This is a genomic window from Pseudoalteromonas sp. P1-26 (genome assembly GCF_001401795.1).
In the GTDB taxonomy this organism is placed as follows: domain Bacteria; phylum Pseudomonadota; class Gammaproteobacteria; order Enterobacterales; family Alteromonadaceae; genus Pseudoalteromonas.
In genome coordinates this window covers 1-15,212 of the sequence record NZ_LKDX01000018.1, presented here as the reverse complement: position 1 = coordinate 15,212, position 15,212 = coordinate 1, and the positions used below count along the sequence as shown (strand labels likewise).

Sequence of the window (15,212 nt, the reverse complement as noted above, 5' to 3'; positions counted from 1 at the left end):
CAGATGGAAAAGTTAATAGATCAAATTAAACAAGGCAAAGTGTGGTCTATACCTGGAGGCGTTCACCCACCAGGTCAAAAGCTGCAATCAACAACACAAGCCATTGCAAGACTGCCACTACCAGACAAGCTCGTTGTATCACTAAAGCAACATATTGGTGCTAACGGCAAACTTATTGTTGAAAAAGGCCAGCAGGTTCTAAAAGGTCAAGCATTAACTAAGCCAAGCGGCAATTGGTCAGTGCCTGTGCACGCGCCAACATCAGGGTTGATCAGCGATATTTGCCCAATGCCTTCTGCTCATCCTTCAGCACTGCCTGAGCTTAGCGTAATTATTGAACCTGATGGTGAAGATAACTGGTGCGAGCTTAACCCTGTGCCTGATGCTAAAGCACTTTCCCATGATGAGCTTGTCGATATTATTCATCAAAGTGGTATTGCAGGTATGGGCGGTGCTGGCTTCCCAACTTATGTAAAAGCAGATACCCGTAAAGCCATTGAGTTTTTAATTGTTAATGCTGTTGAGTGTGAGCCTTATATCACTGCTGATGACATGCTAATGCGCGAACATGCCGATGGTATAATTGCCGGTATTGAATTAATGCAGCAGCTGTTAAGTCCACAGCTGACAATTATTGGTATTGAAGATAATAAACCTGATGCCATTGCTGCCATGAAACTCGCAGCACAACATAACGACAGCATCATAGTGCAAACAGTACCAACGGTTTACCCTTCTGGCGGTGAAAAACAGCTAATTAAACTGCTAACGGGCAAAGAAGTCCCAAGTGGTAGTATTCCTGCCGATATTGGTATGTTGGTGCAGAATGTCGGTACTTTGTTTGCGGTAAATCAAGCCGTACATGAAGGTAAACCTCTTATAGAGCGTGTAGTAACGGTAACCGGTAACACCATTCATAAACAAGGTAATGTGTGGGCTTTACTAGGCACTGAAATTAAACATTTATTAGACTGCCAAGGCTTTTCTCCGGTCCCACAGCAACGTGTAGTTATGGGCGGTCCAATGATGGGCTTTACCTTACCAACCGTGCGTATTGGTGTGGTTAAAACGACGAACTGTATTTTAGCGCCAGATCACCAAGAGCTTGCTGAGCCGGGTGATGAAAAAGCCTGTATTCGTTGTAGTGCCTGTGCTGACGCCTGCCCTGCTTCATTGTTACCTCAGCAATTACAATGGTTTGCTAAGTCTAAAGAATACGACAAACTCAACGAGCACAATTTATTCGATTGTATTGAATGTGGCGCCTGTGCTTATGTTTGCCCAAGCGAAATACCCTTGGTGCAGTACTATCGTGTTGCTAAAGCTGAAATCAAAGAGCAGCAAGCAGAGCAAATCAAAGCAGAGCGAGCAAAAGAGCGTTTTGAAGCACGTAAAGAGCGCTTAGAGCGCGAACAAGAAGAGCGTCAAAACCGCCATAAACGTAAGCCGGCCGCTAAGTCAGATGGCGAAAAACAAAAAGTGGCCGATGCACTCGCGCGTGTTAAATCTAAATCTGATGATAAAGACAGTAAGTCAGCTGTCGCTGCAGCTATTGCCCGTGCGAAAGCGAAAAAGCAAGGTGCTGAGCTTGAGCCTGATAACTCTGAAGTAGCTAAAGAGCGTGCAGCGCGTAAAGAACAAGCACGTAAATACAAAGAGCAAAAAGCACTAGAGCAAGGTGAAGAAGGCGTCGATAAAGACGATAAAAAGTCTGCTGTTGCTGCCGCTATTGCCCGCGCTAAAGCGAAAAAAGCCGCACAAGCTACAGAAGAAAACGCTTCTGCTGAAACTGACGCTGCGCCAAAAGATGACAAAAAAGCTGCTGTTGCAGCTGCTATCGCTCGCGCTAAAGCGAAAAAAGCAGCGCAAGCTGCTGAAAATCAAACTGAAGCTGAAGAAGATAGCGCACCAGTAGATGACAAAAAAGCTGCTGTTGCTGCTGCAATCGCTCGTGCTAAAGCGAAAAAAGCAGCGCAAGCTGCTGAGAATCAAACTGAAGCTGAAGAAGATAGCGCGCCTGTTGATGACAAAAAAGCTGCTGTTGCCGCTGCTATCGCCCGTGCTAAAGCGAAAAAATCAGCACAAGCTGCTGAGAATCAAACTGAAGCTGAAGAAAATAGCGCGCCAGTTGATGACAAAAAAGCTGCTGTTGCAGCTGCTATCGCCCGTGCTAAAGCCAAAAAAGCAGCTAAAGAGCAAGCGCAGAGTGACGACTCTTCACAGCAAACTAATGATTCAAGTGCTGAGGCAGATGCCCAGCCACAAGCTAACGCTCCTGAATCTAACGAAGATAAGAAAAAAGCCGCCGTTGCTGCCGCTATCGCTCGCGCCAAAGCGAAAAAAGCCGCTAAAGAGCAAGCACAGAGTGACGATTCTTCAGAGCAAATAAATGATTCAAATGATGAGGCTGATGCCAAGCCACAGGCTGACGCACCTGAATCTAACGAAGATAAGAAAAAAGCCGCTGTTGCTGCCGCTATCGCTCGCGCCAAAGCGAAAAAGGCCGCTAAAGAGCAAGCGCAGAGTGACGAATCATCAGAACAACTTGATGATTCTAGCGATACGGATGATTTAAAACCGCAGGTTGATGAACCTGAGTCTAGCGAAGATAAGAAAAAAGCAGCGGTCGCTCGTGCCATTGCAAGAGCTAAAGCGAAAAAGTTACAACAAGAAGGAAACGATAAGTCATGAAACTAACCATGGCGAGTTCGCCGCATAATCATAGCCATAAATCATTAAGCCGATTAATGATGACAGTGATTGCTGCGTGTATTCCAGGCTTAATCGCGCAAGTTTTCTTTTTTGGTAGCGCTGTTTTAATTCAGCTTGTTCTCGCGCTAATTACAGTTAGCGCCTGTGAAGCCGCTGTATTGATGCTTCGTAAACGCAAAGTTTGGCCAACACTCAGTGATGGTAGTGCGTGGTTAACAGGCGTATTACTGGCGTTGAGTATTCCGCCTTTAGCGCCTTGGTGGATTATCGTAATTGGCTGTTTGTTTGCAATTGTTATTGTAAAGCAGCTTTATGGCGGCCTTGGCTTTAATTTATTTAACCCTGCTATGGCAGCTTATGTATTACTACTTGTATCGTTTCCGGTGCAAATGACAAGCTGGTTACCTGTTAATGATTTAATTGCATCTCCGATAAGCTTCTCACAGCAACTGTCTGTTATTTTCAATGGCTTTACCAGCGCTGGATTTAGTGTCGATCAGTTACGTGTAGCGATTGATGGCACAACCATGGCAACGCCGCTTGATACCGTTAAAACAGATGTCGCCCATCACCTAACGGTGGCTGAGAGCATGAGTAAGCCTCTTTTTAATGACTGGTTTGGCCTTGGTTGGGGCTGGGTTAACCTCGGCTTTTTAATCGGGGGGCTTTATTTATTAAAAGCTAAAATCATTAATTGGCATATCCCTGTTAGCTTTTTAGCCTCATTGGCCGTGTGCAGTGGTATTGGTTATATTGCAGCTCCTGGCACAGAGCCAGGCGTGGTATTTCATTTATTCAGTGGTGCAACCATGTTAGGGGCATTCTTTATTGCTACCGATCCAGTTTCTGCATCAACAACGAATAGAGGCCGTTTAATTTACGGTGCGTTAATTGGTCTACTTGTTTACTTAATTCGTACTTTCGGTGGTTATCCTGATGCTGTGGCATTTAGTGTATTGCTGTTAAATATGGCGGTACCTTTAATTGATTACTACACGAAACCACGTACTTACGGCCATGGGGTGAAATAATGATCCTTTCCTCAATGACTAAAAACGGCGCTATTCTTACAGCATTTGCGCTCATTACCACAGGCACTGTGGCCCTGACTCATAGCCTGACTGCTGAGCGTATTGAAGACCAAGAAAAGCAACAACTTGCAGAGCAACTTCAACAAGTACTTGATGCCCATCATTATGACAATCAACTATACAAAGATTGTGTCGTGATCACCGATGAGCGCTTAGGTCCACGCCCAGAGCAAGTTATTTATCGTGCTTACAAAGACAATAAGCCTTACGCTTTAGTGATGCGTCATGTAACACCAAGTGGTTATAGTGGCGATATCAACTTATTAACTGCGGTTTTTGCCAATGGTGAAATAGCGGGTGTTCGTGTCACTAAGCACGAAGAAACACCGGGCCTTGGCGATAAAGTTGAGGTCAAAAAATCAGACTGGATCACCCTTTTCAAAGGCCAAAATGTACTGGGTGAAGATGATAGCCGCTGGGCTGTTAAAAAAGATGGTGGCCAATTTGATCAGTTTACTGGCGCAACCATTACACCGCGTGCCGTTGTCGGCTCAGTAAAACAAGCTGTGCTGTTTGCCCAAGCTGAATTTGATAACTTGTTTGCTGCGCCAAACATCTGTCAAGGAGCCAAGTAATGAGCCAAGTTAAAACTTTATTTAAAGATGGCATGTGGGCCAATAACCCTGCCCTTGTGCAGTTATTAGGCTTGTGCCCACTACTTGCCGTTACCTCTACGATTACCAATGCATTAGGCCTAGGTTTAGCAACTTTATTGGTTCTGGTTGGTTCTAACGTCACCGTATCGATTGTGCGTAACTGGGTACCTAAAGATATTCGTATTCCTGTTTTTGTGATGATCATCGCAGGCTTTGTAACCATCGTGCAGCTAATGATGAATGCCTATACATTTGGGCTTTATCAATCACTGGGGATTTTTATTCCACTGATTGTTACCAACTGTGCCATTATCGGTCGCGCAGAAGCATTCGCTTCTAAAAATACCGTGCCACTTTCAGCCTTTGACGGCCTGATGATGGGACTTGGCTTTATGTTAGTTTTAGTGGTGCTAGGGGCAATGCGAGAGCTTATTGGTCAAGGTACGCTATTTGATGGCGCCGATTTATTATTAGGCCCATGGGCTGCTGCACTTCGAATTGAAGTATTTAGTTTTGATAACCAATTTTTATTGGCAATTTTACCACCAGGTGCCTTTTTAGGGCTTGGTTTATTGATTGCTGCAAAAAATGTCATTGATACACAAATAAAATCTAAGCAAGTTGTTACTCCAGAAGCAGAAAAAGGCCCTAGAGCCCGAGTGACAAGTTTAACTTAAAGGAGAGCACGCACCGTCACTGCGTGCTTTACGCCACCATGAATAAAGAAAAGCGCTATGAGATCTTATCTCGTTTACGTGAGCAAAACCCGCACCCAGAAACAGAGCTTGAATACTCAAGCCCGTTTGAATTATTAGTTGCGGTTACCTTATCAGCACAAGCTACAGATGTCGGTGTTAATAAAGCAACCCGTAAGCTATTCCCTGTTGCTAACACGCCTCAAGCGATTCTTGATTTAGGCCTTGAAGGCCTTCGCGATTACATCAAGACCATTGGTTTGTTTAATTCTAAAGCCAATAATGTCTATAAAATGTGTGAGATTCTGGTCAATAAACATAACTCAGAAGTACCAGAGAATCGTGAAGCGCTCGAAGCATTACCGGGGGTTGGCAGAAAGACCGCGAATGTTGTTTTAAACTGTGCCTTTGGCTGGCCGACAATTGCAGTTGATACGCATATTTTCCGCGTATCTAACCGCACTAAGTTTGCTATGGGTAAAGATGTAGTTGCTGTAGAACAAAAATTAGAAAAAGTGGTACCTAAAGAGTTTAAAGTCGATGTACACCACTGGTTAATCCTGCATGGCCGCTATGTGTGCACGGCTCGTAAACCTAAATGCGGCAGCTGTATTATCGAAGATTTGTGTGAGTTTAAGGAAAAGACTGAGTAGTTAAAGTCTATTCTAAAGCTAACAATTTTAAGGTGAAGTTGCTCACCTTTTTCTATCACCTCAGTAAGTTCATTTTGCTTATTGTGCCAAACACTAGGTTTGGCACAATGTTCCTACCCATTATCGTGGGTTTTGGCTTACCTGCTTTTTAATAAATTCTCGCGTATCTCTTAACAGTGCCACTCTTGCTGGTTCGTGGACATACATCATGTGACCGCCGTGATAATAGTGATAATCAATTTTATCAGCGTATATACCGTGTCTATTTAAGGTGTATTCAGCATCAAAAAATGGCGTAACAATATCGTAATAACCAGAGGCGACCATCACTTTCATTTGCGGATTGCTGCGAAGCACATAAGATAAATCTGGCGCTGTATTAACGTATCTTGGCTCCCAGCCTTGTCCATCAGGAGCAGTGCGCCAGCGCCAGTTATCTGATAACTCAGGATCGCCAGGGTTTAAGTATTTTCTTTTCCACTGTACGTTTAAATCTGCGCGCATATATTTCATCAGTGCCGCTTTATATGCTGGCCCTATCACTTTTGACGCATCTTGCTTAGGAGCTGCTGTTAAATCGTCTCGTTCATCAAGCTTATAACGTCCATCAAGAAAGCCTACTGCGACACCCTCATCACGCAATAACTCTTTTGCAAATCTAAAGGCGTTAATGCGTAAATCAACCTGCTCAATATATTGTTTGCTTAGCCCTGTATAACGGTGAAGGCCGTCAACAATTCGCTTTCTGTCAGCTTTACTAAGCGCATTACCCTTAAATAAGGCTGGTAGTAATTCATCAACTGCAAATTGTCGGCTTGCATCTATAAATGCTTCAAAATCTCCAGATGTATCTACTTTTTTATGATACCAAGCGGTTGCAGCAAGTGTGGGTATGTAAGTGATATAAGAAATAATGTTGTCATCAACATAAGGGCTTGAACCTTGATAGTCTAAAGCTTGTGACACAAAAATAATGCCATTTACATTAATCAGGTGTTTATCCATCAGTACTTTAGAAACCGCTGCTGCTCGAGTTGTCCCATAGCTCTCTCCCAATAAAAATACTGGTGCATTCCAGCGATTTTCTTTTGTTAGCCACTGGGCAATAAAATCAGCGATAGAGGCTGCATCTTGATTTAAGCCCCAAAAGGCTTTGCTGTCAGTGTTGCCTAAGGCACGCGAGTAACCTGTACCAACAGGGTCCACAAACACCATATCAGTTACATCAAGTATCGTCTCAGGCGCATCTTTTAATTCGTAAGGAGCCATTCCTGGATGTGCAGCATCGCTTGGTACAACAACTCGTTTAGGACCATAGGCGCCCATATGTAACCAATTAGATGATGAGCCTGGGCCACCATTCCAGATAAATGTGACTGGTCTGTTTTTGTTATCGCTTGCAGCTATGTAATCAAACGAAAAAATAGCAGCAGTTGGCTCTTCGTTTTTGTTTAATAAATAGGTTTCACCGGCTACAGCTTTGTATTTCATCCTTTTGTCATTAAAAGTACCTTTATGCTGGGTCACAAATTTAGTGGCTTCGGGTATCGGCTTCTTACTGTTGTTTGAATTTGAGACTTCATCTGCATTAACTGCGTTTGTACAAAACGCAAACAATGTAGAGATGACTACAGTTTTGAAATTGGCAACATACGCCATGTTTTATTCTCCCTCGGAGGCTTAGCTTTATCGGGCTTGATAATAGAGCGTTGCTATTTATGTCTTGAATGCTTTGTCAGCCTATTTTTCAAGTTTTATGTTATTCACCTATTACCTTTACAGTAAGAAGGTGTAATTTCAACTGTCTGCGACAAAGGTGTTGTAGTACTCTATCCTATTGCAAAATAGCAAGGGCCTGATTATATCTCCAAATCATAAGCTTAATTATTAATTTAACAGCATAGTCTTTACGCTTTGTCTCAATGCTACTGTGCATGCAATCGAAATAACTTATAATCCATTTTTGATAATTTTAATGTGCAGCTTTGTACCACGCTGTGTTATTGAAATTGTATGAATTTAAAGACAAAAAAGAGGATGCTTAAATGCGCTTATTACACACAATGCTTCGCGTTGCTGATTTAGATAAATCAATTGAATTTTATACGCAGGTATTAGGTATGAAAGAGCTGCGCCGTGCAGACAACGAAGAGTACCGCTACACCCTTGCTTTTGTCGGTTATGGTGACGAAAAAGATTCGACCGTGCTTGAGCTTACTTATAACTGGGATACAGATAGCTATGATTTGGGTAATGCATACGGTCATATTGCTATCGAGTTTGATGATATTTATAAAGCCTGCGAAGACATTAAAGCTGCTGGCGGTAATGTGAGCCGCGAGCCGGGTCCTGTCAAAGGCGGCACAACTGAAATTGCATTTGTTAAAGACCCAGATGGTTATGCGATTGAGTTAATTCAGAAAAAAGATAACACCACTTTTTGATTCATATCGGCTATTTCGGCGATTGCTGAGATAGCCACTTTGCGAGCGCTTTTTCAAGTTCAACAAAATTAATTGGCTTTGCAATATGGTCACTGATACCAATTTTTGCGCTTGTTTCGATGTCGTCTTTCATAGCATTAGCACTAACCGCAATAATCGGCGTATCAAAATCTGGCCTTGCAAGTAAGTTTTCACTGGCAGTCAATCCATCCATCACTGGCATTTGAATATCCATTAAAATCAGTGCGTAATCTTGTGTTAGGGTTTTCTCACAGGCAATTTGTCCATTTTCTGCCAGTTCATAATTTAGACCTAATTGAGTTAAATACTTAGTGATTACAATTTGGTTAATCGGGTTATCTTCGGCAATTAATATTGGCTTATCGACGGCTTTAAAATCGAACTGAGTGTCTTCATCTGATTGGTGTACTTTTGCGCTAGCGTCCTGTGGGTTTAGTGATTTAAAATTAACATTAATGGTAAACTCGGTACCTTTTCCAAACTCACTGTCGATAGCAATAGTGCCTCCCATCAAATCAATCATCCCCTTACTGATGGCAAGCCCAAGACCGGTCCCTCCATATTCACGAGTGGTGCTACTTTGCGCTTGAACAAAGGGATTAAACAGGGCCGTTATTTTATCTTCAGCGATACCTATGCCTGTATCTTTTACCGATAACACGACGGCTGTCTGGTGTTCATCTCGGCTTTGCAGAGTAAGCGAAAGAATGATCTCTCCTTGATTGGTAAACTTAACGGCGTTAGAGAGCAAGTTAATCAGCACTTGTTTAACACGTATTTCATCACATTCTACATTCAGCGATTGTAATGAGGAGACCTCAAGCCGGCAGCCAACCCCTTTAGCATCACAACTCGGTTTAAATAGTAAGATTAGGTCATGGCAAAGCGCGACTAAATCACATTGTCGCGACTCGAGCTCTATTTTATTGGCCTCTATTTTTGAAAAGTCGAGAATATCGTTAATCACGGTTAATAACACATCACTACAGTTATTAATTTGCCTTACAAACTCTGCTTGCTCTTGTGTTAGCGTGCTTTTATTGAGTAGCTGCAAAAAGCCCACAATACCATTCATTGGAGTGCGTATTTCATGGCTCATATTGGCTAAGAATTGGCTCTTAACTTGCTCAGAGCGCTCAGCGCGAAGTTTTTCTAATTGCAATGAAGTAATTTGTATATCAATGGTATCAGCCATGCTGCTAAGGGAATCTGCAATATCTTTAAACTCTTGATAATGAAAATCGTCGGTATCTTGTTTGTAATTACCTAATGCATATTCTCGGCTAAGAGCAGTAATACGATTTAGTGGGTTATGAAGACGGGCCGTCAACCAACGCACTGAGATAAATGAAATAATAGAGAGTCCTACAATTAACAACCCTGCCAATATAGCCGTTTGCTTTACAGCGCTGGTGTAGGTGGTTTTTGCTTCATTAATTTGGAATTGTAAACTGGTTGGCTTACCTGCAAAAAAAACATTACTGATTGAGGCCTGCCCCATTAATTTGCCGTTATCGCCAGCATCGCCCACGCTATATAGAATGTTATCTTGTGCTGTAATTTGTACCTGCTTACCCGCTTGATATACCGGTTGCTCATTGTGTATTGCAAGCCACTTTAACGCCTCTGATAAAGGCACAAAAGACACTAACACGCCCGTTTTAATTATTGGCTCACTGAGAGAATCTTGCTCATGTAGCAATGTAGATGTAATTGCCAGTAAAGCATTTTGCTTTGCCTGTAAAGGTGCGAGTAGCTCAGTAACTTGTGGATTATCAATAATTTGAATTGTGTTTTGCTCTGTTGATGTTTGAGCGCTGTCGAGAATGCTTTTAGTGAGTTTAAAATTCAAATTTAAAGAAGTGATGGGATACCCTTCAACTATAAACCCTTGATTATCAATTACTATCGATGCTTTTATCTGTGGATTTTGGGCAACAAACTCTTGTAGCTGCACAAGCGCGAACTGTGAGTACACCACTTTATTTGGCAGCTCAGTTATCGCCTTAGTGCTACTAAGTAATTGGCTATTTTTCTCAAGCTTAAATAAGAGTTGTTCAAGACTGGCTGCATTATTTCTAGCTTGCCATTGCAAACTCGTATTTGCTTGGTCAATTGAGCTTAAATAGAAACGCCCAATCATCAAACCTGCAAGGATCAGTAGGGGAATAATGACCAGTAGTAATACACTGATAAATAAGGCGCGGCTAAAGCGTGGACTACTCATTCATCCCCTTCATTGGCAATCGAACGCTCTGCCAACCCTTGCATAAAAAGCCCCGCTTGCTCAGCAGTTAAGGCACCACTGCCATAGCGAATAAATCCTTTATTTAATACTTCCCATACGATGATCATAGATGCGGTAGAGGGCATAGGTTTTGTGAATTGTATAGCATCAATTAAGGTTGATAACTCAGTGCCTTGTTGTGCTTTTAGGTTATTTAAAACCTCAGTGTTAACTGGGATATCTTGAAGTTTTTGCCAAACCAGTGTTTGGAATTTTTCCGCTTGAACCAATTTAGCAAATTTGATCAAGCTCTCTTTATTTGCACCATTTAAAGCATGGTTTGGAAATGCCAGCACAAAGGTTGAGTAGTAAGGCTGCATATACTCACCATTGAGTTTCGGTAATTGTTGTATTCCTAAATTATTACCCAATGCCTCTTCATACGTTTTTAATGCCCATGCACCATCAATGGTGAAAGCGGCTTGCTGCGCTTTAAATGCATTATTTGAGCAAGTGTAATCGCACTGCCTATCAACCAGGTTTTGTTTATTTAAATCCCAAACAAATTTGAGAGCCGATTGCATTGCTGGTGTATTAAGCTGAACATGGTTATCTACAATTAGGTCGCCATTAAAAGCCGATAAGAACGGGATAAACCAATACATTTCCATAAAACTCCATGTAACGAGTTTCACTTTTTCAGGCAATGATGATTGAATTCGGTATATATCCTGCCAATTTTCTATTAGCTCTTTAACAAACTGCTTATTATAAAAAAGTAATAGGTGATTGCCTTGAATGATGGGTATACCTAAGAGCTTGTTGTTTAGCTTTGCAGTTTCTAAGGTTCGCTTGTCTGTGGTGTCAGCTATGAGTGAGTGTGGAATAACGCTGTAGTTGGCATATTTATCAAGGCCTAAGTGATCAGCGGGTACAATAACAACGTCTGTTGAGGTGCTGGTACTAGTATTTTGCACCAACCTTACCTTTAGCGCCTTTTGGTCAACCAATACAGAGTTAACCGTTAAACCGCTTTGCTCTGCAAACTCACTAAGCAATTGGTTAAAATGTTCATGCTTCATGGTATGGGCTAGGTTTATCGTTGCTGCATAGCCATCAAACGTAACTAATAGCACCGCCAGCCAAAATACTCGCCACACGCTAATGTCTACTCAAAATGAATTAAAATTACTTTTTAGTTAAGCACATATGCCCTAAATTGCCCAGCCTAATCAAGGGTTTTCTTAAACCTAAATGCAGCCACAGCCAAGCCCAAAATTGTAAAGGCTAACAGCCAAAGTAAATCACTGCTCATGCTTATTAGATTGACATCTTTTAGCACGATTCCACGTATTAACCTTAGGTAATGCGTTGCGGGTAAGCACTCAGCAAGCCATTGCGCTGCCTTTGGCATGCCTTCATAAGGAAATACAAAACCTGATAATAATATCGAGGGTAACAGAATGAAAATTGTCATTTGCATTGCTTGAAGCTGATTTTTAGCGATGGTTGAAAGCACTAAGCCAAGCACTAAACTGGCACATATAAACGCAAAGGTTGCGACAACCAATGCGACTAAACCACCTCCAAAAGGAATATGAAACAAGAGCTTACCCATACCTAATATAATAAATAACTGAATAAAACCAATGAAGATATAAGGCACCACTTTACCGATCATTAATTCAAGTGAGCTTAACGGTAAGGTGATTAAAAGCTCCATATTACCTCGCTCTTGCTCTTTAACAATGGCAGCAGAGGTAAACATAATCATCGTCATGGTTAAAATAACAGCAGCTAAACCTGGCACAATATTCACTGCAGAGCGTTGCTCTGGGTTATAAAATAAGGTCGTCTCAAAGGTTGGGTATGTTCTATTCGCAGGCTTATCGAGAAGCTCTGCAAGCGGCATATTGCGCAGCGATTTTATGCTCGACGCTACCATTGTATCTGAGCCATCAACTAACCAATGCGCAATTGGCCTGACTAACGACTCATTACTGCCATCAGGCAAACCAAAACCCACTGTTGGGTGCTGGGCAAGTCGGTTTGCCACATCGTGGGGTATAAACAGCACAGCCCGCACTTTCGCGCTCGCGATTGCTGTTTGTGCCTGTTCAATACTGTCGTAATAATCCGTCACTTTAACCACATTTGTCGCCGATACTGTTTGTACTAAAATGCGACTGAGCGCAGTTTGACTATGATCGACCACTGCAACAGGGATATCTTTAACGTTGGTGTTAATAGCGTAACCAAATAGAATCAGTTGGATAAGGGGGATCATCACCACCATCGCAAAGGTCATTCTATCGCGGCGTAATTGTAATAATTCTTTGTTTACAATTGCTTTTATCCGGCTTAATGAAGTCATAATACTCATTGTCTGCCCTGCCCTGTGCAGGTGACAAACACGTCTTCAAGGCTTGGGCGCACACTATTTACTTGCCACGTATCCTGACAAAATGATTGCTGTTTTATGAACTCAACGGGGTCTTGAACACCTTTTTTTACTAATACTCGCAGCTGTGTACCTAATTGAGTGGCTGAGATAACATGGTCGATTGTTGCGAGCTGTTTTTTTAATTCTCTGGTTTGCGCCCCTGCGATTTCTACAACATGAGCGTGCATGTCTGTCATTAATTGCTTTGGAGAGCCATCCGCGCGTTTAATACCAGATTCTAAAATGGCTAAACGATGACAACGCTCAGCTTCATCCATGTAATGGGTGGTGACTAATACCGTGGTACCGGCATTACTTAAATCAAACAGTGTTTCCCAAAAATCACGGCGATTTTGTGGATCGACTGCCGATGTGGGTTCATCAAGAAATAAAATTTTCGGTTTATTAATCACTGCAGCAGCCAATGCTAAGCGCTGCCGTTGGCCCCCACTCATACTTCCGGCCATTTGATCTACTCTTTGATCAAGACCATAGGTATGGAGCAATTCGTCAATTCTTTGTTGTTTTTGTTGCTTTTTAAACGGGTAAAGCGCCGCCATGAACTTTAGGTTTTCAAGCACGGTCAGGTCACTATAAAGTGAAAACTTTTGTGTCATATAACCAAGTTGCGTTCTGAGCTTTTCAGCATCTTTTGGCAGACTCAAGCCAAGCACATTGATATCACCAGAGGTTGGCTTCAATAAACCCGTAAGCATACGGATTGCAGTCGTTTTACCACAGCCGTTAGGGCCCAAAAAGCCATAAATTTGCCCTTGCTCAACGTCTAGATCAAGGTTATCAATCGCTTTTAAATCGCCAAATTGTTTTACCAAACCTTTGGCATGGATCACCGATTCAGTCATGGCATAATCACTTGAGCAGGTACGCCTGTCGGTAAATTATTTTCACTTACCGGTAGTGTTACCTCAGCAAGGTACATTAATCTCGCACGCTCTTCCTGATTAAGGGCATAAAAAGGCGTGAACGCAGGCTCTGAGGCAATCCAGGTCAGTTCACCCTGAATATCTTTATCTATGCCATCGACACGAACTGTAAGTGTCATGCCCTGATTGAGCTTGGCACGATATGGTTCAGGGATATATACGCGCACATAAGGTGCGCTGTTTGCTTGAATAATAACGACAGGGCTGCCTTTAGTAACTCGCTCACCTACGTGCCAAGGTAAGTTATCGACCCTGCCAGCACGCATCGCTTTAATTGTCAGATCTGAGAGGTATTTTTGCTGTACTTTTAGTTCTGCTTCTGCGGCCTGAACTTGCGCTTTCGCACTATTAATATCTTCAACGCGAGAACCATTTGTTAATTCATTTAAGTTCTGCTTTGCTGATTCTAAATTAGCGAATGTCTCATCGCGTGCAGCGGTTGCACTGTCTAAGGTTTCTTGGCTTGCGAGTTTATCTTTAACTAAGGTTTTTGCACGGTGAAAATTAGCTTCGCTTTGCGTATATGCAGCATTAGCTGCTGCTACTTTGGCTGATGCACCAGCAACTTCTTCGGGGCGAGCACCATTCAAGGTTTTTTCAAGAAATGCAGTGGCTTGAGCTAGTTGAGCTTGTGCTTTAGCAACAATCGCTTGTTGTAGTTCGGCATCGAACTTTGCAATCACCTGCCCTTTTTCGACCAACTGGCCTGCTGAAACGGGTAAATCGATCAGTATTTCGTTAGTCGTTGCAGGATGGATCACACGCTCACGCTCAAGCGTTCCTAGCGCTACTCCCTCATTTGAGTCTGAGCAAGCAGTAATGACTAAAGAAATTAGAATGAGTACAACACGTTTAGCTAACATTTTAATTTCCTTATGGTTAGCTGATGAGTTGCTAGATACTATAAAGTATTAAAATGATCTGTAAAAGTGATCTATAGGAATTAAAGTTTTAGAAATATATGGAGTCTATATCGTAAAGATATATGGAGAATAAGGAATCTTAAGTTGAAAAATCTTAGTTATATTTGAAATGATATTTAAAAGACAGTCTTTCCAACACATTACTTACTTAAAGTAAGTGGCGTCCCCAAGGGGATTCGAACCCCTGTTACCGCCGTGAAAGGGCGGTGTCCTAGGCCTCTAGACGATGGGGACGCAGAAATTGGTTTGCAAATCACTGATTTGCTATTTCTGCGTAAGATGAGACCGAGCCTGCGAGGCGAATGGCCTTAGCTTAAACAGAAAGTTTCTGTGTCACTAGGACAACTGAATAGTTAGACTCGATTCAGACGAGTTCTTAATAACACAACACTTAAAGTAAGTGGCGTCCCCAAGGGGATTCGAACCCCTGTTACCGCCGTGAAAGGGCGGTGTCCTAGGCCTC

The 15,212-nt window shown here is 42.3% G+C and carries 12 protein-coding genes and 1 tRNA gene; 6 read left to right on the top strand and 7 right to left on the bottom strand.

All coding sequences use genetic code 11. The features are described 5' to 3' along the window. Nucleotides 1-3 precede the first annotated feature (3 nt). From rsxC to nth, 5 genes are read left to right on the top strand one after another with little or no spacing between them, the layout of a single operon-like run. The gene (rsxC, locus tag AN394_RS10545) at nt 4-2,691 is read left to right on the top strand and encodes an electron transport complex subunit RsxC (protein ID WP_055021483.1); all 2,688 of its coding nucleotides are present in this window, start codon (nt 4-6) and stop codon (nt 2,689-2,691) included. Next, nucleotides 2,688-3,743 (top strand): electron transport complex subunit RsxD, encoded by a 1,056-nt coding sequence (rsxD, locus tag AN394_RS10540; protein ID WP_055021482.1) that lies wholly within the window; start codon nt 2,688-2,690, stop codon nt 3,741-3,743. The genes rsxC and rsxD overlap by 4 nt, the downstream gene beginning before the upstream one ends. Next, nucleotides 3,743-4,378: an electron transport complex subunit RsxG gene (gene rsxG, locus AN394_RS10535; protein WP_055021481.1), complete on the top strand. Its 636-nt coding sequence runs from the start codon at nt 3,743-3,745 to the stop codon at nt 4,376-4,378. Before rsxD ends, rsxG begins: the two co-directional genes overlap by 1 nt. Then, a complete protein-coding gene (locus AN394_RS10530) occupies nt 4,378-5,076 on the top strand; it encodes an electron transport complex subunit E (protein WP_054553694.1) in 699 nt (232 codons plus the stop codon). The genes rsxG and AN394_RS10530 overlap by 1 nt, the downstream gene beginning before the upstream one ends. A gap of 38 nt (nt 5,077-5,114) precedes the next feature. Then, on the top strand, nt 5,115-5,747 hold the full coding sequence (gene nth, locus AN394_RS10525; protein ID WP_054553695.1) for an endonuclease III: 633 nt from the start codon (nt 5,115-5,117) through the stop codon (nt 5,745-5,747). A 120-nt stretch (nt 5,748-5,867) separates the two neighbouring features. Here the strand turns inward: nth and AN394_RS10520 are convergent, their stop codons facing one another. Beyond that, nucleotides 5,868-7,406, bottom strand: a complete 1,539-nt coding sequence (locus tag AN394_RS10520; RefSeq protein WP_055021480.1) for a S10 family peptidase — start codon at nt 7,404-7,406, stop codon at nt 5,868-5,870. Between the two features lie 386 nt (nt 7,407-7,792). Between AN394_RS10520 and gloA the strand changes: the two genes are divergently transcribed. Beyond that, nucleotides 7,793-8,191, top strand: a complete 399-nt coding sequence (gene gloA / locus AN394_RS10515) for a lactoylglutathione lyase (protein ID WP_055021479.1) — start codon at nt 7,793-7,795, stop codon at nt 8,189-8,191. A gap of 10 nt (nt 8,192-8,201) precedes the next feature. Here gloA and AN394_RS10510 read toward each other — a convergent pair whose 3' ends face one another. From AN394_RS10510 to AN394_RS10485, 6 genes are all read right to left on the bottom strand, one after another. Next, on the bottom strand, nt 8,202-10,439 hold the full coding sequence (locus AN394_RS10510; RefSeq protein ID WP_055021478.1) for an ATP-binding protein: 2,238 nt from the start codon (nt 10,437-10,439) through the stop codon (nt 8,202-8,204). Further along, nucleotides 10,436-11,599, bottom strand: coding sequence for an extracellular solute-binding protein (locus AN394_RS10505; RefSeq protein WP_055021477.1), 1,164 nt, complete (start codon nt 11,597-11,599; stop codon nt 10,436-10,438). The genes AN394_RS10510 and AN394_RS10505 overlap by 4 nt, the downstream gene beginning before the upstream one ends. A 68-nt stretch (nt 11,600-11,667) precedes the next feature. After that, nucleotides 11,668-12,813: an ABC transporter permease gene (locus tag AN394_RS10500; protein WP_054563664.1), complete on the bottom strand. Its 1,146-nt coding sequence runs from the start codon at nt 12,811-12,813 to the stop codon at nt 11,668-11,670. 5 nt (nt 12,814-12,818) lie between these two features. After that, the gene (locus AN394_RS10495) at nt 12,819-13,745 is read right to left on the bottom strand and encodes an ABC transporter ATP-binding protein (RefSeq protein WP_055021476.1); all 927 of its coding nucleotides are present in this window, start codon (nt 13,743-13,745) and stop codon (nt 12,819-12,821) included. After that, a complete protein-coding gene (locus tag AN394_RS10490; RefSeq protein WP_055021475.1) occupies nt 13,742-14,689 on the bottom strand; it encodes an HlyD family secretion protein in 948 nt (315 codons plus the stop codon). Before AN394_RS10490 ends, AN394_RS10495 begins: the two co-directional genes overlap by 4 nt. Before the next feature lie 218 nt (nt 14,690-14,907). Then, nucleotides 14,908-14,983: transfer RNA gene (locus AN394_RS10485), tRNA-Glu, on the bottom strand. Nucleotides 14,984-15,212: the final 229 nt, after the last annotated feature.